This window comes from Helicobacter suis, assembly GCF_902196125.1.
Classification (GTDB): Bacteria; Campylobacterota; Campylobacteria; order Campylobacterales; family Helicobacteraceae; genus Helicobacter; species Helicobacter suis_B.
In genome coordinates, this window is sequence record NZ_CABIKG010000004.1 from 62555 (window position 1) to 84865 (window position 22311).

Below are 22311 nucleotides of genomic sequence, written 5' to 3' on the forward strand. Positions count from 1 at the left end.
TTTATATAATCCGCCCTTGTATTTCAATGAAGGATTATAAGAATGAAAAAGAGTATCGTTTTTTTTGCGGGGGGTTGCTTGGCTATGAGTAGTTTACAGGCTATTAAAACCCACAGCTTGCAAAAAGTACAAACCACAGGGGCGGCTGTGAATGAAGAAGCCCCTAAAAGCTGGCGTAGCGAGGAAGTGAAAAACTATTTAGGTAGCCAAACGGTGATCTCACACAAACAACTCACCCAGCAAGCTAACCAAAGTTTTGAGGAGGCTTTACAAAATGTACCCGGGGTGCATATTAGAAACACCACAGGTATTGGGGCCATACCTAGGTTTTCTGTTAGAGGTTTTGGAGCTGGAGGGAGTGGAACAAGCAATACTGGACTTGTTTTGGTTAATGGCATTCCGGTTTATGCTGCGCCCTATGCAAGTATTGCTATGGAGATTTTCCCCGTTTCCTTCCAAGCAATTGATCGTGTCAGTGTTACCAAAGGAGGGGAGAGCGTGCAATATGGCCCCAATCCTGTTGGGGGCGTGATTAACATCATCACCAAACCCATTCCCTACAAATGGGAAAATCAGGCGGCTGAAAGAATGACTATCTGGGGCCGTCCTAAGAATGGAGGAATTGCAGGACCTACGAATAAAAATACGCCTTTGGATAAGACACTTGGCAATAATCTCTTGTATGACACCTATGTTAGAAGTGGGGGCATGATTAATAAATACATTGGCGTGCAAGCTCAGGCTAACTGGACCAATGGACAAGGCTTTAGATACAATACCCCCACTAAAATCCAAAACTATTTGCTAGATTTGCTCTACCAAATCAATGACAACAATAAAATCACAGCCTACTACCAATACTATAAGTTTTTCATAACCCAACCGGGCTCTTTAAGCGAGCAAGCTTACAATCAAAACCGCTTCCAAAATGATCGCCCCAATACCAATAGAGGTGGTAGAGTTATGCGCTGGGGTGCAGTCTATCAAACATTTTTTGGCGACACTTCCAAAGTAGGCGGGGATTTTACACTCACCTACTACGGGCAAGATCTTAGCCGGGATATGCAGATAGATTCTAACTATCTGAGTGTCAACGAACCTAGTATCAATCCTAATCTACCGGTTTATACTGATCAAAACTACAATGGGTTTTTCATTGCTAATCACATTAGGCGTTATGTGATCAATGGCATCGAGCCTAATGTCAATGTGGTGGTTAACACAGGACATGTCAAACAAACTTTTAAAGTGGGTATGCGCTTTATGACTAGCAATATGTGGTTTAAGGCCATGCAGTCTAATTGTGAGTGGCAGAATAATACATGTAGCATGTCGCCCTTTGCTTTGGTAACCAAGCCAAGCCAAAACCTGCAAATGGATAACAACTACACGGCTGGTTATCTTAGCGATAAAATGGAATTTTTTAAGGGCAAGTTGATTTTCACACCCGGGTTGCGTTACACCTTTTTAAATTACAAAAGAATGAGACCTGAAAGTGGAGATTTTGCTGTATGGAACACCACTAAGCAATATCAAAATGAATGGAGTCCGGCCTTGAATGTGGGGTATAAACCCCTTAATGGTTGGTTATTATATTTTAACTACCGCAGAAGTTTTATCCCGCCACAATTCAACACAATAGGGCTTTTTTCTATTAATTACAACCAAATTTTTAACGAGGTTGAGGTGGGTTCGCGCTATGCTTACAAGGATCTACTTAGCTTTAATGCCGACTATTTTGTTACTTTTGCGCAACGCTACTATGCAGGCGGGTATAGCAATGATGCAGTCAATGCTAGAAGTCAGGGCGTGGAGTTAGAGTTGTATTATGCCCCTATTAGAGGGTTGCAATTCCATGTTGCCTACACCTACATTGATGCGGTGATCACCTCTAGCGTAGGTGATGTGTTAGCTGACTTTAAAGGCATTGTTAATCAATCCTTTAACATCAAAGGCAAAAGACTCCCCTATGTAAGCCCTAATCAATTTATTTTTGGCGCGACATACACCTACAAAAAGACCACCATTGGGATTAGCAGTTACTTTTATAGCCGGGCATACTCCTCGGTACTCAATCAGGCTAGATCAGAAACCGTCTGTTTTCAGTTTGACAACCCTGCTAAAAGTGGTGGTCTGAAGTATGGCTGTAACAGTGTGGGCTTATTGCCTTGGTATTGGGTATGGAATATCCAAGTGAGCCAAACGCTTTGGCAAAGCGGGCGGCATCAAATTGTGGGTAGTTTACAGGTCAACAATATCTTTAACATGAAATATTATTTTAGGGGTCTTGGCACAGGCCCTGCAGGTAGAGAACCTGGTCCTGGGCGCTCAGTTACGGTATATCTGAGTTATCAATTTTAAAATTAAAATAGTGAGGGGATAAAAAAGGCGCTATTGCCACTAAAAAATCATTAAAGCAATTAAATTAAATTTTTTAGAGCAAAGTAGCCGGAGGGGTGGCTTTTATTTAGCCAAACAAATTTTAAATCACAACTTAGCATGCCCTATTTTGTTTTATTGCATGCATCTTTAAATCCTAGCTTACAGGCTTTCTTATAATATTCTAAAGCTTTCTGTAAATCTTTTGGCACGCCCTCACCATTCTTATACAAGTTTCCTAAATTATTATAGCTGGCCGCATCTCCCATGCTTGCTGCTTTCTTGAAACACTCTAGGGCTTTGTAATAGTCCTTTGCTACACCCCAACCAATAAAATACATGCTCCCTAAGTTATTATAGCCCCGCGCATCTCCCATACTTGCTGCTTTTTTGTAATATTCTACGGCTTTGTGGTAATTTCTTGCTACACCCTTTCCATTCTCATACAAGTTTCCTAAGTTATTATAAGCATCCGCATCTCCCATGTCTGCTGCTTTCCTGAAATATTCTAAAGCTTTCTGATAATCTTTTGCTACACCTTCTCCATTATCATACATAACCCCCAAGTTAAAATAGGCCTTCGTATCTCCCGTGCTTGCTGCTTTCTTGAAATATCCTAGAGCTTTCCGGTAATCTCTTGCTACGCCTTCTCCATCATTATACATAACCCCCAAGTTGAAATAAGCTTTTACATCTCCCATACTTGCTGCCTTTTTATAATACTCTATGGCTTTGTGATAGTCTTTTACTACACCCTCCCCATTAGCATACATAACCCCTAAGCTGTTATAAGCATTTACATCTCCCATGTCTGCTGCCTTTTTGTAATATTCTAAAGCTTTCTGATAATCTTTTGCTACACCATCCCCATCATTGTACACAACCCCCAAGTTGAAATAAGCCTCCGCACTTCCCATGCTTGCTGCCTTTTTATAATATTCTAGAGCCTTCTGTGGATTTTTTGCTACACCTTCCCCATTAGCATACATAACCCCTAAACTGTTATAAGCATTTACATCTCCTGCGCTTGCTGCTTTTGTAAAATACTCTAGGGCTTTCTTATAACCTTTACTTTGATAAGCTTTTTCAGCAATTGAAAAATACGCATCGCCCTCTTTTTCAGCCTGCACACTGCAAAGTACACCCACCAATGCCACACACCAAATACTTTTTAGCATTTTTTCTCCTTTGTAGAATTTGGTAGAAACTAAGCATTTTTACTTTTTATCTTGATTAAACTTAACATATAAACTAATAAGATGTTCTGTAGAACTATCTTGTTGCTTTTGAGAGGGTTCATGGCGCAATCTTGCTAAAATATCCTTTGTGAGTTCTTTACCTAGTTCTACACCCCATTGATCAAAACTATTAATATTCCAAATCACCCCCTGTATAAAGATTTTATGTTCATAAAGCGCAATTAAAGCCCCCACACTCTTAGGACAAATGGTTTCTAATAAAATCACATTACTAGGGCGATTCCCCGAAAAAATGCGGTGGTGGGCAAGTTTGCTAGCCCTTTCTTTAGAATAACCCATTTGTAAAAGTTCTTCAAAGGCTTGTTTATACTCCTTACCCTCCATGAAAGCCTGCGCTTGGGCAAACATATTACTCACTAAAATATCATGGTGTTCTGGTAAATGCCCCTCTTTGCTTAAAGAAACAATAAAATCAATCGGGCTAATATGCGTGCCTTGATGGAGTAATTGGAAAAATGCGTGCTGGGCATTAGTACCCACATCGCCCCAGATAATAGGCCCGGTATCATAATCTACCATTTGCCCCTCTAAAGTGGTGCTTTTGCCATTACTTTCCATATCTAGTTGCTGGATAAAACGGGGGAAATAGCGCAAATACTGATCATAAGGGGCTATTAAATGGCTACCCGCATCAAAAAGATTAATATACCAAATGCCTAGCAGGGCTAAAATAACCGGCATATTCTGCTCAAAGGGGGCGTTTTTAAAATGCTCATCCATTTCATAAGCCCCTTGTAATAAACTCTTAAAATTTTGCTTACCTAGATAAATCATAATAGAAAGCCCAACCGCTGACCATAAACTATAACGGCCCCCTACCCAGTTCCAAAAAGAAAACATGTTTTCTGTATCAATCCCAAAGTCTTGTACCGCCTCTTTATTGGTAGAAACAGCCACAAAATGCTTAGCAATATGGCATTCATCTAAGGCATGATCTAAAAACCATTGGCGCGCGCTTAGCGCATTAGTTAAAGTTTCTTGGGTAGAAAAAGTCTTAGAGGCAATGATAAAAAGCGTGGTTTCTGGATAAATCTTATCTAACACCCCTTGTATTTGCGTACCATCTACATTAGAAACAAAATGCACATTTAAACGAGGACTACCGTAGTGTTTAAGCGCCTTACACACCATTAAAGCCCCCAAATCCGATCCACCTATGCCAATATTAACTATATCCGTGATCACTTGATTAGTATAGCCAAGCCACTCCCCACAACGCAGCGCATCGCTAAAGGCTTCCATGCGCTTAAGTACGGCGCGTACTTGTGGGAGAACATTTTGCCCCTCCTCCATAATGGGTTCTTTTCCTTGATAACGCAAAGCCGTATGCAAAACAGCGCGCTCCTCTGTGGTGTTGATTTTTGCACCCGAAAACATCGCCTCTATTTTAGCTTGTAATCCACATTCTTGGGCTAAAGCTCTTAAAAGTTTTAAAGTGGTGTTATTGATACGATTTTTAGAATAGTCTAAATAAATAGAGCCAGTTTTAAGAAAATAGCGTGTGGCACGGCTTGGATCTGCTTTAAACATGTCTTTCATATGGATAGTTTTAATGCTGTTAAAATGCTCTAATAAATCCTTAAAGCTCTGTAATTGTGTTAAAGTTTTCATACACTCCTCTAAAACTTTTAAAACAAAAATTCCCCCATTATAACCACAAAGTTAAACCTCTCAACCCACATTAACCCCTCTTTTGTTACAATGCCTTTATTTTTAAGAAAGACCCCCATGCGTTTTATTACAAATAATCTTTTCACTCCCTACACTTTAAATAAAGAATTTCCTGATCTTTATCATTTTGATCAAAGCCGAGCACAGGCTAAACAAGCTTTAGATCGTATAAGCGCGCTTAATGTAAATACACAAAGCAACGAACACCAGTTTGAAGATGCCTTTATTGCTCCCGTACTTGAAATTTTAGGTTGGCAATTTTTACGCCAAGAGGAAAAGATCATTCAGGGCAAATTAGAAAAACCGGACTTTTTACTTTTTGCTACTAAAGAGTGTTTATCCAAGTACACAGCATTAGAAAAAGATTTAAGACGGGCGAGTAATGAATATTTTGCTGTGATTTTAGAGAGTAAGGCCTGCTCTGTGATCTTAGATAATGGCAAGGTAGAAAACAACCCCCACTACCAGATTTTACACTACTGCAACGCCTTAAGGCATGATTATGGCTTTTTAACTAATGGGCGTTTCTGGCGCTTTTATAACACCAGTACCCTTTCTACTCATAAAGTCTTTTTTGAGGTGCATTTAGAGGGGATTTTACAAAATCAGGATTTAGATAGCTTTTTGTACTTTTATCATCTTTTTAGCGCACAAAACTTTGCCCCCAAAGATAGCCCTATAGAAAAGACTTTAGAGTGCAATGCAAAAAATATTGTACAAATTGAGCAGGATTTATCTAGTTTAATTTATGGGACAAATGGGCAGGATTCTCTTTTTGAGGACATCGGCGCAGCGCTTTATGCTGTTTATGCCAAGCAAACTAAAGAGGAAGAAGTAGAGATTCTTTTAAAAAACATCTATGAAAACACCCTGTATTTTTTATTCCGCTTACTTTTTATTGCCTACTTTGAAGATCGATTTTTAGACAGCCTTAAAGATCACCCCGCCCTATCCCATTATCTGAGTCTATACACTTTGTTAGAAGATGAAAAATGGGGGGAAAATAGCGCTAGTTTTGTAGGAATGGCGCGTTTAGAGGAAATTTTTAGGGTTTATAACGCGGGCAATGCTAATTATTCCATGCCGCTTTTTAATGGCGGGCTTTTTGAAGAATCAAAAAACACACTTTTTACAAGAGGTCAAATCATTAATGACACCCTACTAAAGCGCATTCTAACTAAACTTTTTTATTATGATCGCTATAAGCGGGGTTATTCTATGCTTAGTATTTCACATCTAGGTAGCATGTATGAGGGGCTACTTTCTTACCAATTTGCCCTAGCTAGTGAGGAGCTTTATTATTGCGTGTATACTAGTAATGAGGGCTATTTTGATAGCTACGATCTTAAAGATATTAAAGAAAAGCCCAAGAGAACCCAACGCTACACACAAGGCCAGCTTTATTTAAAAAATAGCGCCAATTCGCGTAAAGCAAGCGGGAGTTTTTATACCCCAGAGAAGATCACTAAAGAACTTGTATCTGTTGCTTTAAGCGGACTTAATGATACAAACATCTTAAATTTTAAAATCCTAGATAATGCCTGTGGATCGGGGGCTTTTTTAATTGAGGCTTTACACCAAGTGAGCCAAAGGGCATTAAGCGGGGAATTTCCCTCTATTAAGCCCCTTTTAGAACAAGAAAAACAAATTGTAGAAGAGCAGATTAAAAAATGTTCTGTACCAAATTTTGCGCTTGATGAAAGCGCTTTGATTAAGCGACTCGTGCTTAAAAACTTAATTTATGGCATAGATAAAAACCCCTTTGCAATTGAACTTGCCAAACTCGCGCTTTGGATAGATAGTTTTGTTTTTGGCACGCCGCTAAGCTTTTTAGAACCCCATCTTAAATGTGGCGATGCATTGCTAGGCTGTACTTTAGAGGAATTTAAAGAATTTTTGAAAAAAACAGGTCAGATTAAAAAATCTATCGCCTATCAAGGAAGTGTGTTTGCGCCAAACTTTTTTGAGGAGTTTAAAAAGCTACAGGAGGATTTTAAAGCCCTAACTAGTATCAAAGACACCACACAAGAGCAAATAGAGCATTCTAAAGAACTTTTCAAAAAGGCCAAACCCACTTTAGATAAACTTAATCTCTACTTAAATTTTTATAACACAGATAAACTCATGCAAGGTTTGCCTAAAAACCATAAAGATAGGCAATGGTGGGAAGAACATAAAAATTTTAAAGATAAAGGACTAGATAAGCTTTTAGAGGAGGAGGAGGTGAAGGGCTTTATTCAGCGCTATGCTTTAGAATTTAGATTTTTTAATTATGAAATTGCCTTTCCTGAAGTGGTAGAAGATAATCAAATTTGTTTTAATGCCATTGTGGGCAACCCCCCTTGGGAGAAAACAAAATTTGATGAAAGCGAGTTTTTTGCAAGTTTGCGCAGTAATTACCGCAGGCTCAGCCTTAAAGAGCAAGAGGAGTTGCGCCTTAATCTTTTATATAAGCGCCCCATTAAAACCCAATTTGAACAAGAAAAAGAACACATTCAAACCCTAAATGCCTATTACAAAGCTTATTATCCCTTAAGTAGAGGTAGTGGCGATGGCAATCTCTTTAGATTTTTTATTGAGCGCCAATTAGGCTTACTTGCAAAGGGGGCTAGGCTTTGTGTTCTTATTCCTAGTGCTTTGATGTTAGAGGAGGGCAGTATAGGGCTTAGATCGCATATTTTAGAAAAATTTAGCCCAGAGTTTTTCTACAGCTTTGAGAATCGCAAAAAGATTTTTGAAGATGTGCATAGTTGTTATAAATTTGCCCTATTTGGATTATCTAATGCGCGTCCTAAAGCTAATGCCACTATCAAAGCCCTTTTTTATTGTGAACATATAGAGCAAATTAAAGAATTAAAACCCCTTTTAATCCCTGTTAAAGAACTCTTAAATACAAAGAAAAGAGCGCTTAAAGAGGTTAGAAATGCATTAGATTTAGAAATTGCCAAACACTGTGAGGCGCAATTTAATAAACTGAGTACGGCGTGGCTTAACTTCAGGCAAGAACTTAACATGACAAGCGATAAAGATTTATTTATTGAGCAAGAGAGCGTAAAACAAATAAAAACTAATACAAAGGGCGCAAATATACAAGAGGAAAACGCGAAGCGTTTTCTTGGGCAAGCTACGCTTCCCCTCTTAGAGGGCAAATATATCCACCAGTTTAACGCGCGCTTTAACACGCCACGCTACAAAGTAGAGCGCACAAGACTAGAACAAAGGCTAAAGAGTAAAGAGAGTTTTAGGGCTAAAAAAGCAGGCTACATGGGGGCAATTACCTTTGAACACCAGTATTTTAGGCTAGGCTATAGAGAGGTGGCTAGAGATACAGATGAGCGTAGTTTAATTGTGAGTTTAATTGCTAAGAATTGCACCGCTGGGCATAGCATGTTTTTAAGTATCCCCTATGTTTACACTAAAGAGGGCATAGTAGAAATAAAGCCTTTGCAATTACTCTTTGCACTAGGGCTTTTAAATTCTTTGGTACTAGATTTTATAATACGCTTGCGTGCACAAATTAATATCACTAAAACCTGTTTGCTTGAACTCCCCCTACCCCAGCCTAGCCTAACAGAAATAAAAAACAACCCCACTTTTTTACAGATTGCTTTAAGCGCGCTAGAATGCCAGCTTTTTAACGACAAAGCAGCCGAATTTGAGGCGCTCAAAGGGGTATTTGAAGGGCGATCTTTAGATGTGCCCAAAACCTCTAAACTTTATGATCTCAAACGCGCACAGCTTGATATTTTAATCGCCCGTGAAGTGTATGGCCTAAGCCAAGAGCAGTTTTTCCACCTCTTAGACTCTTTTAAAGTACTAGCCAAAAAACAACCGGGCTTTGTAGCGCTTTTAAAAAGTTTGTGGGGAGAAAGCGAAGCTTTCTCTTAATTTTCTCTTAGCCTTCTCTTGGAGGGGAATTTTGCTTTAGGGGGGTTTCTTTGGGAGGGTTTCTTGAGGTAGGGCTTTTTCTTGAGGCTTTCTCTTAGGTGGGTTTACTCTTAGGGGGTTTTCTTGGGCGTAGCATTATCTTGAGTGTAGTTCCTCTTTGGGCGTGGCTTTCTCTTAGAAAATCCCAACTAGGCGGGGGTTTCTCTTTGGTAAACTCCCCTTTTATGCTACAATGCAGGCTTTTAATTCATGGCTATTAAACCTCCGCTCTGTTGGTTAATTTGCCCCATGTCGGTTTAAATTTAAAAAAAGGTCTTTAAATGTTTCAACCTCTCTTAGATGCCTACCTTGATTCAATGTGGCTACCACAAACAGAATCAAAAACACCCCTTAATTTGGCTATCTGCTATTTTTGGAGTGAGGATCACCTACAGGGTTTTAAAGAAAGTTTTTTTTATTATATTTTAGACTCTGCCTATGATATTAATCTTTCTAGTACTCTGCCTTGTGATATTGTTTTTGAGACTATCCCTAACTTTGATGGCAAGCAAGGGCTTATTTTAAATTTCCCTCAAAAGCGTATCGGCTTTACAGGGGAACACATGCGGATTAACTTTGATATTTATGATTTTGGCATGGGTTTTGATGATCTAACTTTTGGTGATCGGTATTTGCGCGTGCCTTTATATTATATGAATTTGTGGTGGCTTGCTCATATTGCAATAAAAACTTTTGATTCTCCTTTTGATTCTCCTTTTGTACGACTACCACACCAAGAGAATATCCCCTCCAGCTGTTCTTTTAAAGACTCATACCCCACCCTAGATGCACTCATTAGAGAACAAACAGATCCGCTCAAAAGAGATTTTGCTAGTTTTGTAGCTTCTAACCCTAATGCCCCCATGCGCAATGCTTGTTATCAAGAGCTTAACGCCTATGCCCCTGTTGCTTCTGGTGGGCAAGTGTTTAATACTATTGGTAAGCCTGTTAGCAATAAACATGATTTTTTAAGCCAATATAAATTCAATCTTTGTTTTGAAAACACTAAAGGTTTTGGCTACACTACAGAAAAAATCATAGACGCTTATTTTGCCCATACCATTCCCATTTATTGGGGTAATCCTGCAGTTGCTAAAGATTTTAACCCCAAAAGTTTTATCAATGTGCATGATTTTAAAGATTTTACAGAAGCTTTAGATTTTATCCGCTATTTGGATACCCATGACAACGCCTATTTAGACATGCTACATGCTAACCCACTTAATAGTGTAGATGGCAAGCCCCAATTCTACCAAGACTTAAGCTTTGCTAAAATTCTAGCTTTTTTACAAAGGGCAATAGATTGTAAGGAGGTTTATCACACACAAATTTACCCCCCCCCCCCCCCCTCACTCCTCCACCGCCTCCTATTCCTTTTCACCGGAAAGTTATTCATAAATTAAAACGCATGGCTAGCTCTTTTTTAAAAGGTTAGGGCTAGATAGCCACTATTTTACACCCACCACCTCCAAGAGAACAAGACGATGGGCATTTAAAAACATCTTTGCCTTAAAAACGCGTAGGGTTTTTGCCAACAAATCATAGAGTGATGTAATCCATCTCCATAGGCCGTTGGTGCTGCAGAATAAAGGTTTTAGATTTTTCTACCCCCTCAGAAGTACCAATCATTAAAAGCTTAGATTCGCTTGCAATAATGACCTCGCCATCAGGCATAGGGATATAACGCCCATCTTTTTGGATAATCCCGATGATAAAAACCTTTGTGATCTCTCTAAAATGTGCTTCTTTAAGTTTGCGCTGTACTAACCAGCTTTCTTTAGGCACAATCACCTCTTCTAAATCTAAAAGCGTGTCTTTTTTATAAATAAATTTTTCTAAAATATTTTCCATATCAGGGCGAATTGCCATCGCGCTTACCCTTTGTGCCATTAACTTTGTCGGCGAGACCACACTATCTGCCCCTAATTTTTTGAGCTTTTCTAAACCCTCATCGCTGTGTGCGCTAGCAATGATATAATAAGGCTTGCGTTTTAATTCTTTTTCAAAGAGTCTGACCCCCACAATTAAGGCAATATTAACAGGTAGAGTATCTGAAAAAGCCACAACCCCCTTAGCACTACTTAGATGGGTTTTAAGCATGGCTAAATTGGTGTGGGGGTCGCCTGCAATGTAGTAGGGGTATTTATACTTAATGGCCTCTTCCTCAAAATTAGGTTTATTATCCACCACCACAAAGGGAATTTGTGCGCTTCTAAATTGCTTGCTTAGTTCAATTGTGTATTCGTTGTGATAGCAAATAACATAGTGGTTTTTTAATCGTGCAATTTTATAAATCATTCTCTTTTCCCTAATAAGTCGGGCTAATACGCCCTTATTAATTACATTAATGAGTACAGCTACACTAAAGGTTACCACCCCCGTCCCACAAAACATAACAATTGAGGTAAAAAAGACGCTAACAGTGCCAAAATGGCTTTCATTAAGCGCCCCAAACCCTGTAGAGGTAAAAGTGTAGGTGGTCTGGAAAAAGGCCTGAATGAGGCTATAATCCTCTAGGGCTAAATAGCCCAAAGTCCCCACCAACACAAAGCACTGTATGAGTACTAAAGGGAGGCGGAAGACCTCAAACTGTTCGTAAATCTCAGCGTTAAGATTATAGTCGGCTTTAACTTTCTTCTTTTTAACAGAGGAGAGAAATGCCTTGAGTTTTTGTAGCACTTCTCTATCCTAATCTAGTAGCTCTTGCGCATAGTCCTTAAAGTAGAGGTGGCAACTTTAATTTTTTGCTTAGTGCCATCCTCTAGGGTAATGTGAATGGTGTGCAAATTAGGTAATAAGCGCCTTTTTGTCTTGTTATTAGCATGGCTTACGCGGTTACCCACCATAGGACCCTTATGGCTTAAATCACATCTTCTTGCCATTTACTCTCCTTATTTGAAAATAAACGGCGATTATACCCTTTTTGTCTTAAACTAGTGCGTGATCGCTTTTTTAGCCGCCATATCTCCTTCTGGAACACCTTTGGGTTTAGGCGTACTTGCACTCATAACCGGTAGGTTAGGATAAATAATAGTGGGTTTTTTACCAGTAAGCGATCCAAAAAAGGTGGCGATTTTTTCTGCTTCTACATCACTAATTGTAATTCCAAGTTGGATCTTACCCATAGCTTTAATCGCATCTTTAATATCCCAGTATTGCCCATTATGAAAATAGGGCATGGTTTCTAGGATATTACGCAAAGTAGGGACTTTGACCTTACCATTTTTATCGCCTTTAAAATCCCCGATATTAGCAAATTTATAAGGCCCAACCACTTGGAAGGGTTGCATCGTGCCTCCTAAATTAATCCCATTATGACACCCTACACAACCCTTATCTATAAAGATTTTCAAGCCCTCTTTTTCTTGGTGGCTTAAAGCTTTGACATTGCCCCGTAAAAAATCATCATAACGGCTAGGGGTGTTTAAAGTCGCCTCAAACATGGCAATTGTGCGTACAATCAAATTAAGATCAATTTTAACATGGTTGCCATAGGCGCGTCTAAAGGCCTTGACATAGCCGGGCATAGAATTAATCTTGGCTTCTACAACTTTATAATCAGCATTCATTTCTACCGGGTTAGCAATAGGGCCTTTAGCTTGTTGATCTAAATGAGCAACGCGCCCGTCCCAAAACTGCACGGAGTTAAAGACAGAATTATACACAGTGGGTGAGTTTAAAAAATGAGGGTTAGGTCTCCAGCCCTCACCTACAGCCCTAGAGACACTATCCACCCCTGCTAAGCCTAAATTATGGCAAGTGTTACAAGAAACAAGATAAGAGGTGGAGATTCTAGGGTCTAGGTAAAGCTTTTTGCCTAGCTCAATTTGTCCCTTAGTCAAAACAGGCCCCTTATAGCTTGGATCTAATTCTCTTACCTTTTGTGTTAAATATTTATCAAGTTCTTTACCCATTGGCATAGGCACTAAATTAGCTTCTAGGGCTTTTTTAATCAAATCTAAATCATTATTCTTTTGGGCATGGGCATGCACTACACCACTTAAAGCCAAAATAACACACACAGAACGCAGACCAAAAAAGTTTTTCATAACAATCCTTGAGTTTTTGATAAAGAGTATTCTAGTTTAAGCCGTGTTAATCTAGCATTAATTGATAAAAACTCTAATCTGAAAAAACACAACTCGCGTTAAAAATTGGTAGAGGATTTTTAAATAAATTTAATTAAATGAATTTAATAAATTTAGAGATCTGGAGGATTATTTATTCTTTAAAATTTGCTTTAGCTGTGGCGGAACAATCCGCCACCACATAGCCTAGTCTTGGTTATTGTTGCGGCTATTGTTATTTTGGTTATTGCTATTGTTGTTGCGGTTGCTATTTTGTTGGTTATTATTTTGGCTGTTGCAACAACCGCCGTTGTTTTGATTCATATTCATAGCATTCTCCTTCCATAGATTTAGAAATCCTTAGGATTTCCGGGCGCATAGTAGCATAAATTGCTATGCCTAGAGTAAATGAGTTTGTACCCATTCTTGCAGACGGGTTTTAGCTTGACTATGGTTTTTTAAAAACTCTTGGTGCGCATTCTTTTGTGTGTAGTTTGTGGTGCAAAAAATACCTAAGCTAGGGATAGCATAAGATCGCGCCACACTTAAAACGCTAAAAAATTCCATGTTTTCTAGGGCAATACCGGCAGCATGCATGTGTTTTGAAAAAATAGGATTAGTGTGGATATAATTACTTGAATTAACTACCACGCTAGGCAAATCCCATGTATCAAACTCCCATTCTTGGATTTCTAAATAATTTTCTAGCGGGGTGTAGCTATCTTGGAGGGTAAAACTTTGCTCAATCTGAGTAGAGCGCACGCTTTTATACAAACTAAGTAGAGGCATATTTAAATCATAAGATCCAGCCGTACCAATGAAAATTAAAATATTAGGTTTTTCAAGTAGACAAAGACGACTCAAATTTAAAGCACTCTCTACTAAACCAACCCCAATACTTTTTGCAAAATCAAAACTTTCATCTCTTCCGGCACACACTAACAAAACATATCCTTTATATAAAATTGCATGCTAGCACTTTTAAGTTAGCCTATGCTACAATGGGGCAGAAATTTTAAAGCAAAGAAATGGCGGTTTTAGGCCAGCATTTTTTACACGATGCCCATTATCTGGGGCAGATCTTACAATCCATTCCCTATGAGCATTTTAAGGATTGGATACAGCTAGTAGAAATAGGGGTTGGCTTGGGAGATCTGACGACCCGGCTATTAAATAAGTTAGAGTCGCCTAAAAGCTTGTTAGCCTACGAAGTGGATCCCGGTTTGGCCCAGAGGTTATATCATAAGCTAGGGCCTTTGTCTGAGCGTTTAGAGCTGGTTGTGGGTGATGTGATGCAATGTAAGGGGATTAATGGAGCAAATAGGCAAGTGTGCATACAAACAGCAAAAGCAGAGATTAGACTTGATCTTTCTGAAACCGCCTTTTTATGCCAAAAGCCCTATTTTTTGGTCTCCAATTTACCCTATTACATTGCCACACCCATCATCACAAGAGCCCTTAGAGACGCCTTATGTATGGGTATGGCAGTTATGGTGCAGTTAGAAGTAGCGGATAAGTTTTGTGCACTTACACACAGTAGCAGTTACGGGGCTTTAAGCGTGCTAGCAGATAGCCTATGTTGGCAACGCCATTTACTCTTTGAGATCAATAAAGAGGCTTTTAATCCCCCGCCTAAGGTCCAATCAGCCTTTATGCGTTTACTTAAAAAACCCTTAGTAGAAAGAGAAACGAAGGGGTGGGATTTAAAAAGTTTGGAGCATTTGCTTAAAATCTGTTTTAAAGCTAACCGCAAAACTTTATACAACAATCTAAAAGGGAGCTATCCAATAGAGCGTATCCAAGCTTTCTACACAGCGCACAATTTAGAATTTACATTGCGCCCTCACCAGCTAGATCCAGCCCACTACGCTAGTCTACTTGCTTTTCTCCACAATCCAACACAATAGGAAATACTATGGATAATCCGTTTAACGATTCAAACAACCCGCCTCAAGATAGCAACTCTAAAGTAGAAAACACTTCTCAACCCAAAAAGATAAATCCTGCAAAACCGGCGCGCTTTAACCGCATTAGACAAGGGAGGGGGGAATTTTATAACAAAAATCCACAAGCACACACAAGCCAAGAACAGGTCGGCGTAAAAAGCGTTACTAAGGCTAATGAGCGGGGTAATTTAGGTTTTCATAAGGAACTCAAACAAGGTGTAGAAACCAATCATAAAATCCACATTAACCACCTCAACCCACACTATAAACTAGATTTAAGTGTTAAAGCACGGGTAAAAATCACCCCTTTAGGAGGGTTAGGCGAAATTGGGGGAAATATGATGGTAATTGAAACCCTTAATCAAGCCATTATTATAGATGTGGGCATGAGTTTTCCAAGTGAGGATATGCATGGAGTGGATATTTTAATCCCTGATTTTAGCTATCTACACAGCATTAAAGAGAAGATCGTAGGCGTGATCATCACCCATGCCCATGAAGATCATATTGGGGCTGTACCTTATTTGTTTAAAGAATTACAATTCCCCCTTTATGGTACACCGCTTAGTTTGGGCATGATTGGTAATAAATTTGATGAACATGGCCTTAAAAAGTTTAAAAACTATTTTAAAATCGTGCAAAAACGCCAACCTATCCAGATTGGCGAATTTACCATTGAGTGGATTCACATCACCCACTCTATCATTGATGCAAGCGCATTAGCCATTCAAACTAAAGTAGGCACGATTATTCATACAGGCGATTTTAAAATTGATCACACACCCGTGGATAATATCCCCACCGATCTTTACCGCCTAGCTTATTACGGTGAACAGGGAGTTATGCTACTTTTAAGTGATAGTACTAACTCTTATAAACCCGGTATCACCCCTTCAGAAAGTAGCATTGGTCCGGTATTTGATAATCTTTTTAAAAACGCAACTGGAAGAGTGATCATGAGTACTTTTTCCTCTAATATCCACCGGGTTTATCAGGCGATTCAATATGCAATTAACTACGGGCGCAAAGTAGCCGTCATTGGGCGCTCTATGGAGAAAAACTTAGACATTGCCCGCGAATTAGGCTATATCCATCTGCCCTCTAAAGCCTTTATAGAAGCCCATGAAGTTGAAAAACACCCCGATCATGAAGTCTTTATTGTTACAACCGGTTCACAAGGTGAAACCATGAGTGCGCTTTATCGCATGGCCACTGATGAACACCGCCACATTAGCATTAAACCTAGCGATCTTATTATTCTTTCAGCTAAAGCCATTCCGGGTAATGAAGCCAGTGTTTCTAGTATTTTAAATTTACTCATGAAAAAAGAAGCCCAAGTGGTTTATCAATCCTTTGATATTCATGTTAGCGGGCATGCCGCCCAAGAGGAACAAAAACTCATGTTACGCCTTATTAAACCTAAATTTTTCCTACCCGTGCATGGGGAGTATAACCATGTAGCCCGCCATAAAGAAACAGCTATTGCTTGTGGAGTCCCTGAGAAAAATATCTATCTCATGGAAGATGGCGATCAAGTGGAGGTTAACCCTAACTTTATGCGCAAAACTAAAAGTGTAAAAAGCGGAAAAAGTTATGTAGACAACACCAATAATATTAGCATTGAGGAAAGAATTGTACAAGATCGCCAAGAAATTGCCAGTGCGGGGCTTTTAAGCGCGGTGTTATTTATCTCTAAAGCAGGAGAACTCATGCCCACCTCTCAGATCACCACTTTAGGGATTGTCAATTTTAAAGAGGAGCGCTCTTTATTAGAGGAATTGCAGGGTTCTTTGAGTTTGCACATTAAAGCCTTGCGTTTTGATGTGATTTCTAATACCAAGCATTTGGAGGATAATGTGCGCAATTTTCTAAGAAAGGCTCTTTTTAAGCACACTAAAAAATATCCGGCCATTGTAAGCCATGTGTTTCTTAGCTAATGAAAGCGTGGGTATTTGGGCTATTAATAGCAGGGATATTACAAGGGAGTGCTCAGGATAAAGGCATGGAACATACAATCTATTTAGCCGGGGGGTGTTTTTGGGGATTAGAGGCTTATATGGAACGCATTTATGGAGTTAAAAAAGCTATAGTGGGCTATGCTAATGGTAAAAGCGATCAGACAAATTACCATGAATTACATAACACAGATCATGCAGAAACGGTAAAAGTAGAATTTGATCCACACCAAATTAGCCTAGATAAACTCTTACTTTATTATTTTAAGGTCATTGATCCAACCAGTTTAAACCAACAGGGTAATGACCGTGGCCGCCAGTATCGCACGGGTATTTACTATGTAGACTCTAAAGATGAACCCATTATTGCTAAAGCTTTAGCGCGTTTACAAAGCCATTATCAACAAAAAATACGAATCGAACTAGAACCTTTAAAAAACTTTGTTGTAGCTGAGGAGTACCATCAAGATTATCTTAAGAAAAATCCGGGGGGGTATTGTCATATTGATTTAAAAAAGGCCGATGAGGTGATCATTGATGCTAAAGATTATCATAAACTCAGCGATGCGCAGCTTAAGGCAAAACTAACTAATCTACAATACCAAGTTACCCAGAAAGGACAAACTGAAGCCGCATTTGATAATGCCTATTTTGATCAAGACAAACCGGGTATTTATGTGGATATTACTACAGGTGAACCCCTCTTTTTATCCACCGATAAATTTAACTCAGGTTGTGGGTGGCCTAGTTTTAGTAAACCCATTGATCAAAAGGTGGTGAACTATTTTAAAGACACCAGCCATAACATGATTCGCACAGAAGTTAAAAGCCGTGTAGGGCATGCACACTTAGGGCATGTTTTTGAAGATGGGCCTAAGCAACTAGGAGGGTTGCGCTACTGTATTAATAGTGCGGCGCTTAAATTTATCCCCTTAGAGGACATGGAAAAAGAAGGTTATGGGGCTTTAATCCCGATGCTTAAAAAAGCCATGCTTAAAGAGATTAAAAAGTGAAATCTGATTTTGGTAAGTTAGCAAAGCAAATTTTAAATGCAGAAGCAGAGGCGCTTTTAAGAGTCAGTTTAAATCACACAACCCTAGAGCCCATTATCACATGCCTAGCACATGCCCCTTTAGTGGTGATAATGGGAGTGGGCAAAAGCGCACACATTGGGCGTAAAATTACAGCTACTCTGACAAGTACCGGCACTAAGGCGATCTTTTTACACCCCACCGAAAGTTTACATGGCGACATGGGTATTGTAGGGCCTAGAGATGTGATTTTAGCTATTAGCTATGGAGGCGAGAGCATGGAGCTTTTAGAGGCTTTGGGGTCTTTAAAACCTAAAACCCTGATTGCTATGACTAAAGATTGCAATAATTCTTTAAGCAAATTAGCCACTTATTTAATCCCTTTAAAACTCACTCAAGAGGCTATCTCTTTTGGTGTTCCTAGCACTTCAACTACTCTAAGCCTCGCATTAGGTGATGTGCTAGCAGCATGCTTAATGGAGGTTAAAAATTTTAGTAGAGAGGATTTTGCTAAATTACACCCGGGAGGGCTACTAGGTAAAAAATTGCGCCTAAGAGTTAAAGATATTTTATTGACTAAAAACTTGCCCCTAGTAGATCAAGAGGCTTGTTTACATGCTGCTTTAGTTGAGGCTAATGATAAATGTTTGGGCAATGCTTTATTAGTTGATGATCAACAAAGACTAATCGGGATTTTAAGCGATGGGGATATTAGACGCGCTTTGCTCCAATCTGAGTTTGATTCTACTGCCCCAGCTAAAAACTTTGCAACCCTCAATCCTAAAACAATTAGTAATTTAGACATGTTAGTTGTAGAGGCTTTAGAATTAATAGAGACTTATAAAATTTCGCTTTTAGTGGTTTGTGATGATCAAAAGAAAGTTTTAGGCGTTTTACACTTGCATACTTTACTAGCCTTAGGGCTAGGGAATAACTAACAGCTTAAAAGAGAAGACGATGTTTGAAAGATTAGATTTAATCATTAAGGATATTGAAAATACCAAAGAAGAGATAGAGCTACTCTTAAAAATAGCGCATTTAAGTTTGAGTGATTTTATTTTGATGAAACGGGGGAGTATGGATATTCCAGAAACTTTAAATATGGCCTTTTATACGCAAATAGGAGAACGGGTAGAGGAACTAAAAGAACATATCAATGCTTTAAATAAATACAAGCGAGAGATGTTAGTTTTTTAGAAAGGATTTTTATGTGCGGGATTATGGGCTATATTGGAATAGCAGATAAAAAAACTCTCTTGCTTGAAGGGTTAAAAGAATTAGATTATCGGGGGTATGATAGCGCAGGGCTAGCAACAATTGGGGCTGCTGATTTTAAATTAGAAGTCTTTAAAACAAGTGGCAAAATTACAGCCCTAGAATCATTAACGCAAAATTTTAGCGCATCTGGACTTGGAGTAGGCATTGCCCACACGCGTTGGGCTACACATGGCAAACCCACTACAGCCAACGCCCACCCCCATGTTTATCAAAATAGCGCCCTTGTGCACAATGGAATTATTGAAAATTATGCCGCGCTTAAAGCAGATTTAAAAATAAAAGGGCATGTTTTTAGTAGCCAAACAGATAGCGAGGTAATTGTCCATGTCTTTGAAGAAGAATTAGCAAATTTATCTAACTCTAATAGTATTTCTCAAGGCTTGGCTCTGCAGGCTTTTAAAAACACCATTGCTAAATTAGAGGGGGCGTATGCGATTTTGCTTATCCATGCCAAATTACCCACTTGTATTTTTTATGCCAAAAACCGCTCGCCCTTACTTCTTGCTAAGACTCAAGATAGCGTTTATTTTGCTAGTGCTGAAAGCGGGCTTATTGGTAGAGCTAAGCAAATGGTGCGTTTAGAAGAGGGGGCACTTGGGTGCATGGATTATCACACGCCTTTGCATTTTAAAACCACTCCCATTTCAAAAGATATACAAGAGAGCAATAAAGAAGGTTTTGCTACCTTTATGGAAAAAGAAATTTATGAGCAGGATAAAGTCTTAACCCTACTAGATAGATGGACACCCACCCATGCGCATTTAGAACTTCCTAAGGATTTTTTAGATCAGATTTCTACTGTAACAATTAGTGCTTGTGGATCAAGTTATCACGCCGCTTTAGTGGCAAAATATCTCATAGAAAGCCTAGCCCATGTTAAAGTGCAAGTAGAGCTAGCCAGTGAATACCGCTATGGGCATTTTGCAACTAGACAAGATGAGCTTTTTATCGCGATTTCTCAAAGTGGCGAGAGTGCAGACACTTTAGAGGCGTTAAAATTAGCCAAGAACTTAGGATTAAAAACTCTAGGGATTTGTAATACGCAAAACTCTACAATGGGAGCGCTAGCAGATACCACCCTTTTAACCCGTGCGGGATTAGAAAAAAGTGTGGCCTCTACTAAAGCTTTTTCTAGTCAAGTTTTACTTCTATGGCTTTTAGCACTTGTACTAGCCAAACAAAATAGATTAGATACTAAAGTACAACACGATCAAATGCAAGCTTTAAAAACTAGCATGCAAGCCATCACCGATACACTCAAATTACATGAGAACATTAAAGAAATTAGCAAACAGATTTTAGATCAAAACCCACAGGGCTATTTTTTCATGGGGCGGGGTGTGTTTTATCCTTTGGCTTTAGAAGGGGCGCTTAAGTTAAAAGAAATTGCCTATGTGTATGCGCAAGGTTATGCCAGTGCAGAGATGAAACATGGCCCCATTGCCCTAGCTGATTGCAATTTATTATGCACCGCCCTTTTACCCGCTCATTTGCTTTTTGCTAAAAATTGTAGCAGTGTTGAGGAATTACAAGCCCGCGATGCGCGTATTTTTGCCCTAAGTCCTGAAAAGATTGCCAATGCCCATTTTCAGATCAATACCCCCCACTACCCCCACTACATGCCCGAGTTTTTTAGCATGCTGGTTGTTTTGCAACTCTTTGCCCTTGAAATGGCACAATTAAAAGGCTTAAATGTAGACAAGCCCCGTAATTTAGCTAAAAGTGTAACTGTTGAGTAATTTATCTTCTGAATCTTTACCCATTCCTGTTTGTATTATCCACCTTAAAACCTCCCAAGAAAGAGACATCACTCCCTTACTTTGGCATTTAAACTACCTTTTAAAGCGTTTTAGCCAAAGAGATATTTTTTCTATTGCCATTTTTAAGGCTATCCATGGACACCAAGATTTTTTACAACAAGGAATCACCTTTGAACACACCCACCCGGTTTTAAACGATTTTAGCCCCCATTTGCCTAGCTTTAAAGAAGGTTTGCAATTAGCCTCTTTAGCGCTTAAAACGCCTTTAGATTTTTTAAGTTTTAAACAACTGGGGCGTTTTGCAAGCCATTATTTACTGTGGCAAGAATGTGTGCGGCTCAAACGCCCTATGATTATTTTAGAAGATGATGTATTACCCACCAACGACTTTTTTGAAAAATGCCATTTGAGTTTAGAAGCCTTGCATGCGGATAAAGCCCAGATAATACGCCTGCTTGTCCATTCTAAGGGGCATTGTGCAAAAACCTCTATTAACTACAACTTTGATCACCTTTTTAGCCCGCAAGGATTAGGTACACATGGCTACATGTTAAACCCTAATGGAGCGTGCAAACTTCTAAAAGCCTGCCCTCCTCTTTGGACATTAAAAGTAGACACCTATATCGATTCTTATTACAACCACCACGCACTCACCTTTACCCTTAAGTCGGCTATCTTGCTGATTAACCCACTAGATTCAGAAAGCCCCCCCACTAGTACGGATTATTTCAAGGGTAAATTAAAATGCTTATTTTATCTTCTGCGTACCTGTAATTACATTCTTAAGATTAAGTTATTTGCCAAGCACTATCTATCCTTATTTTTAAGACCTTCTTAAATGGTAACAATATAATTGTATTTGTCTGAAGTAAAGCTGTGTTTAAAGGCAGTTAAACGCGCGTTAAAAGCACATTAAACTCCAAACTCTAAAAACGCCACCCTATGGTGGCAGTATAAATAAGCTTTTTTAAAACAAGCCCAAAGTTTTTTAACACTTGGGCGTTTTATCTAAAGTAACAACACAAAAAGGCGTTAATC

At 39.1% G+C, this 22311-nt stretch carries 17 protein-coding genes; 10 read left to right on the forward strand and 7 right to left on the reverse strand.

Annotated features, from left to right (window positions below):
• Window positions 1-42: 42 nt before the first annotated feature.
• Entirely contained in the window at window positions 43-2361 is a 2319-nt protein-coding gene (locus G6Q00_RS02250) for a TonB-dependent receptor family protein (protein WP_163531821.1), read from the forward strand.
• Window positions 2362-2504: 143 nt separating this feature from the next.
• Here the strand turns inward: G6Q00_RS02250 and G6Q00_RS02255 are convergent, their stop codons facing one another.
• Window positions 2505-3557: an SEL1-like repeat protein gene (locus G6Q00_RS02255; protein WP_163531822.1), complete on the reverse strand. Its 1053-nt coding sequence runs from the start codon at window positions 3555-3557 to the stop codon at window positions 2505-2507.
• Between the two features lie 39 nt (window positions 3558-3596).
• On the reverse strand, window positions 3597-5249 hold the full coding sequence (gene pgi, locus G6Q00_RS02260; protein WP_163531823.1) for a glucose-6-phosphate isomerase: 1653 nt from the start codon (window positions 5247-5249) through the stop codon (window positions 3597-3599).
• 117 nt (window positions 5250-5366) lie between these two features.
• On the opposite strand from pgi, the gene G6Q00_RS02265 reads away from it, so the two are divergent.
• Both G6Q00_RS02265 and G6Q00_RS02270 read left to right on the forward strand, forming a co-directional pair.
• Window positions 5367-9197, forward strand: coding sequence for an Eco57I restriction-modification methylase domain-containing protein (locus G6Q00_RS02265; RefSeq protein WP_205426458.1), 3831 nt, complete (start codon window positions 5367-5369; stop codon window positions 9195-9197).
• 320 nt (window positions 9198-9517) lie between these two features.
• Window positions 9518-10639 (forward strand): glycosyltransferase family 10 domain-containing protein, encoded by a 1122-nt coding sequence (locus G6Q00_RS02270; protein ID WP_163531824.1) that lies wholly within the window; start codon window positions 9518-9520, stop codon window positions 10637-10639.
• Between the two features lie 136 nt (window positions 10640-10775).
• Here G6Q00_RS02270 and G6Q00_RS02275 read toward each other — a convergent pair whose 3' ends face one another.
• From G6Q00_RS02275 to G6Q00_RS02290, 5 genes are all read right to left on the reverse strand, one after another.
• Window positions 10776-11915, reverse strand: coding sequence for a potassium channel family protein (locus G6Q00_RS02275; RefSeq protein WP_163531825.1), 1140 nt, complete (start codon window positions 11913-11915; stop codon window positions 10776-10778).
• A gap of 14 nt (window positions 11916-11929) precedes the next feature.
• A complete protein-coding gene (gene rpmB / locus G6Q00_RS02280) occupies window positions 11930-12118 on the reverse strand; it encodes a 50S ribosomal protein L28 (RefSeq protein WP_163531826.1) in 189 nt (62 codons plus the stop codon).
• A gap of 51 nt (window positions 12119-12169) precedes the next feature.
• Window positions 12170-13285, reverse strand: coding sequence for a cytochrome-c peroxidase (locus G6Q00_RS02285; protein WP_163531827.1), 1116 nt, complete (start codon window positions 13283-13285; stop codon window positions 12170-12172).
• A 225-nt stretch (window positions 13286-13510) separates the two neighbouring features.
• Window positions 13511-13633, reverse strand: coding sequence for a hypothetical protein (locus G6Q00_RS08710; RefSeq protein ID WP_275896759.1), 123 nt, complete (start codon window positions 13631-13633; stop codon window positions 13511-13513).
• A gap of 69 nt (window positions 13634-13702) precedes the next feature.
• Window positions 13703-14248: a 5'-methylthioadenosine/S-adenosylhomocysteine nucleosidase gene (locus tag G6Q00_RS02290; protein WP_163531828.1), complete on the reverse strand. Its 546-nt coding sequence runs from the start codon at window positions 14246-14248 to the stop codon at window positions 13703-13705.
• Between the two features lie 83 nt (window positions 14249-14331).
• Between G6Q00_RS02290 and rsmA the strand changes: the two genes are divergently transcribed.
• Genes rsmA through G6Q00_RS02325 form a run of 7 tightly spaced genes read left to right on the forward strand, consistent with a single transcriptional unit; the run spans window position 14332 to window position 22111 of the window.
• The gene (gene rsmA / locus G6Q00_RS02295) at window positions 14332-15210 is read left to right on the forward strand and encodes a 16S rRNA (adenine(1518)-N(6)/adenine(1519)-N(6))-dimethyltransferase RsmA (RefSeq protein ID WP_163531829.1); all 879 of its coding nucleotides are present in this window, start codon (window positions 14332-14334) and stop codon (window positions 15208-15210) included.
• Between the two features lie 8 nt (window positions 15211-15218).
• Window positions 15219-17186 carry a ribonuclease J gene (locus G6Q00_RS02300; RefSeq protein ID WP_240330934.1) on the forward strand — a complete coding sequence of 656 codons (1968 nt, stop codon included), beginning with the start codon at window positions 15219-15221 and terminating at the stop codon, window positions 17184-17186.
• Window positions 17186-18217, forward strand: coding sequence for a peptide-methionine (R)-S-oxide reductase MsrB (gene msrB, locus G6Q00_RS02305; RefSeq protein WP_205426459.1), 1032 nt, complete (start codon window positions 17186-17188; stop codon window positions 18215-18217). The genes G6Q00_RS02300 and msrB overlap by 1 nt, the downstream gene beginning before the upstream one ends.
• Window positions 18214-19173 carry a KpsF/GutQ family sugar-phosphate isomerase gene (locus G6Q00_RS02310; RefSeq protein ID WP_163531830.1) on the forward strand — a complete coding sequence of 320 codons (960 nt, stop codon included), beginning with the start codon at window positions 18214-18216 and terminating at the stop codon, window positions 19171-19173. The genes msrB and G6Q00_RS02310 overlap by 4 nt, the downstream gene beginning before the upstream one ends.
• A gap of 19 nt (window positions 19174-19192) precedes the next feature.
• Window positions 19193-19432 (forward strand): DUF2443 family protein, encoded by a 240-nt coding sequence (locus G6Q00_RS02315; RefSeq protein ID WP_034375922.1) that lies wholly within the window; start codon window positions 19193-19195, stop codon window positions 19430-19432.
• Window positions 19433-19443: 11 nt separating this feature from the next.
• Complete coding sequence (gene glmS / locus G6Q00_RS02320; RefSeq protein WP_163531831.1) at window positions 19444-21252, forward strand: glutamine--fructose-6-phosphate transaminase (isomerizing); 1809 nt, start codon at window positions 19444-19446, stop codon at window positions 21250-21252.
• On the forward strand, window positions 21245-22111 hold the full coding sequence (locus G6Q00_RS02325; RefSeq protein WP_163531832.1) for a glycosyltransferase family 25 protein: 867 nt from the start codon (window positions 21245-21247) through the stop codon (window positions 22109-22111). Before glmS ends, G6Q00_RS02325 begins: the two co-directional genes overlap by 8 nt.
• Window positions 22112-22311 lie beyond the last annotated feature (200 nt).

Excerpts from the sequence above, each read along its gene's own strand:
- G6Q00_RS02315 (WP_034375922.1), top strand. The coding sequence starts at position 19,193 with ATGTTTGAAAGATTAGATTTAATCATTAAGGATATTGAAAATACCAAA.
- rsmA (WP_163531829.1), top strand. The coding sequence starts at position 14,332 with ATGGCGGTTTTAGGCCAGCATTTTTTACACGATGCCCATTATCTGGGG.
- G6Q00_RS02255 (WP_163531822.1), bottom strand. The coding sequence starts at position 3,557 with ATGCTAAAAAGTATTTGGTGTGTGGCATTGGTGGGTGTACTTTGCAGT.
- G6Q00_RS02250 (WP_163531821.1), top strand. The coding sequence starts at position 43 with ATGAAAAAGAGTATCGTTTTTTTTGCGGGGGGTTGCTTGGCTATGAGT.
- G6Q00_RS02285 (WP_163531827.1), bottom strand. The coding sequence starts at position 13,285 with ATGAAAAACTTTTTTGGTCTGCGTTCTGTGTGTGTTATTTTGGCTTTA.
- rpmB (WP_163531826.1), bottom strand. The coding sequence starts at position 12,118 with ATGGCAAGAAGATGTGATTTAAGCCATAAGGGTCCTATGGTGGGTAAC.
- G6Q00_RS02300 (WP_240330934.1), top strand. The coding sequence starts at position 15,219 with ATGGATAATCCGTTTAACGATTCAAACAACCCGCCTCAAGATAGCAAC.
- pgi (WP_163531823.1), bottom strand. The coding sequence starts at position 5,249 with ATGAAAACTTTAACACAATTACAGAGCTTTAAGGATTTATTAGAGCAT.
- G6Q00_RS08710 (WP_275896759.1), bottom strand. The coding sequence starts at position 13,633 with ATGAATATGAATCAAAACAACGGCGGTTGTTGCAACAGCCAAAATAAT.
- glmS (WP_163531831.1), top strand. The coding sequence starts at position 19,444 with ATGTGCGGGATTATGGGCTATATTGGAATAGCAGATAAAAAAACTCTC.
- G6Q00_RS02265 (WP_205426458.1), top strand. The coding sequence starts at position 5,367 with ATGCGTTTTATTACAAATAATCTTTTCACTCCCTACACTTTAAATAAA.
- msrB (WP_205426459.1), top strand. The coding sequence starts at position 17,186 with ATGAAAGCGTGGGTATTTGGGCTATTAATAGCAGGGATATTACAAGGG.
- G6Q00_RS02270 (WP_163531824.1), top strand. The coding sequence starts at position 9,518 with ATGTTTCAACCTCTCTTAGATGCCTACCTTGATTCAATGTGGCTACCA.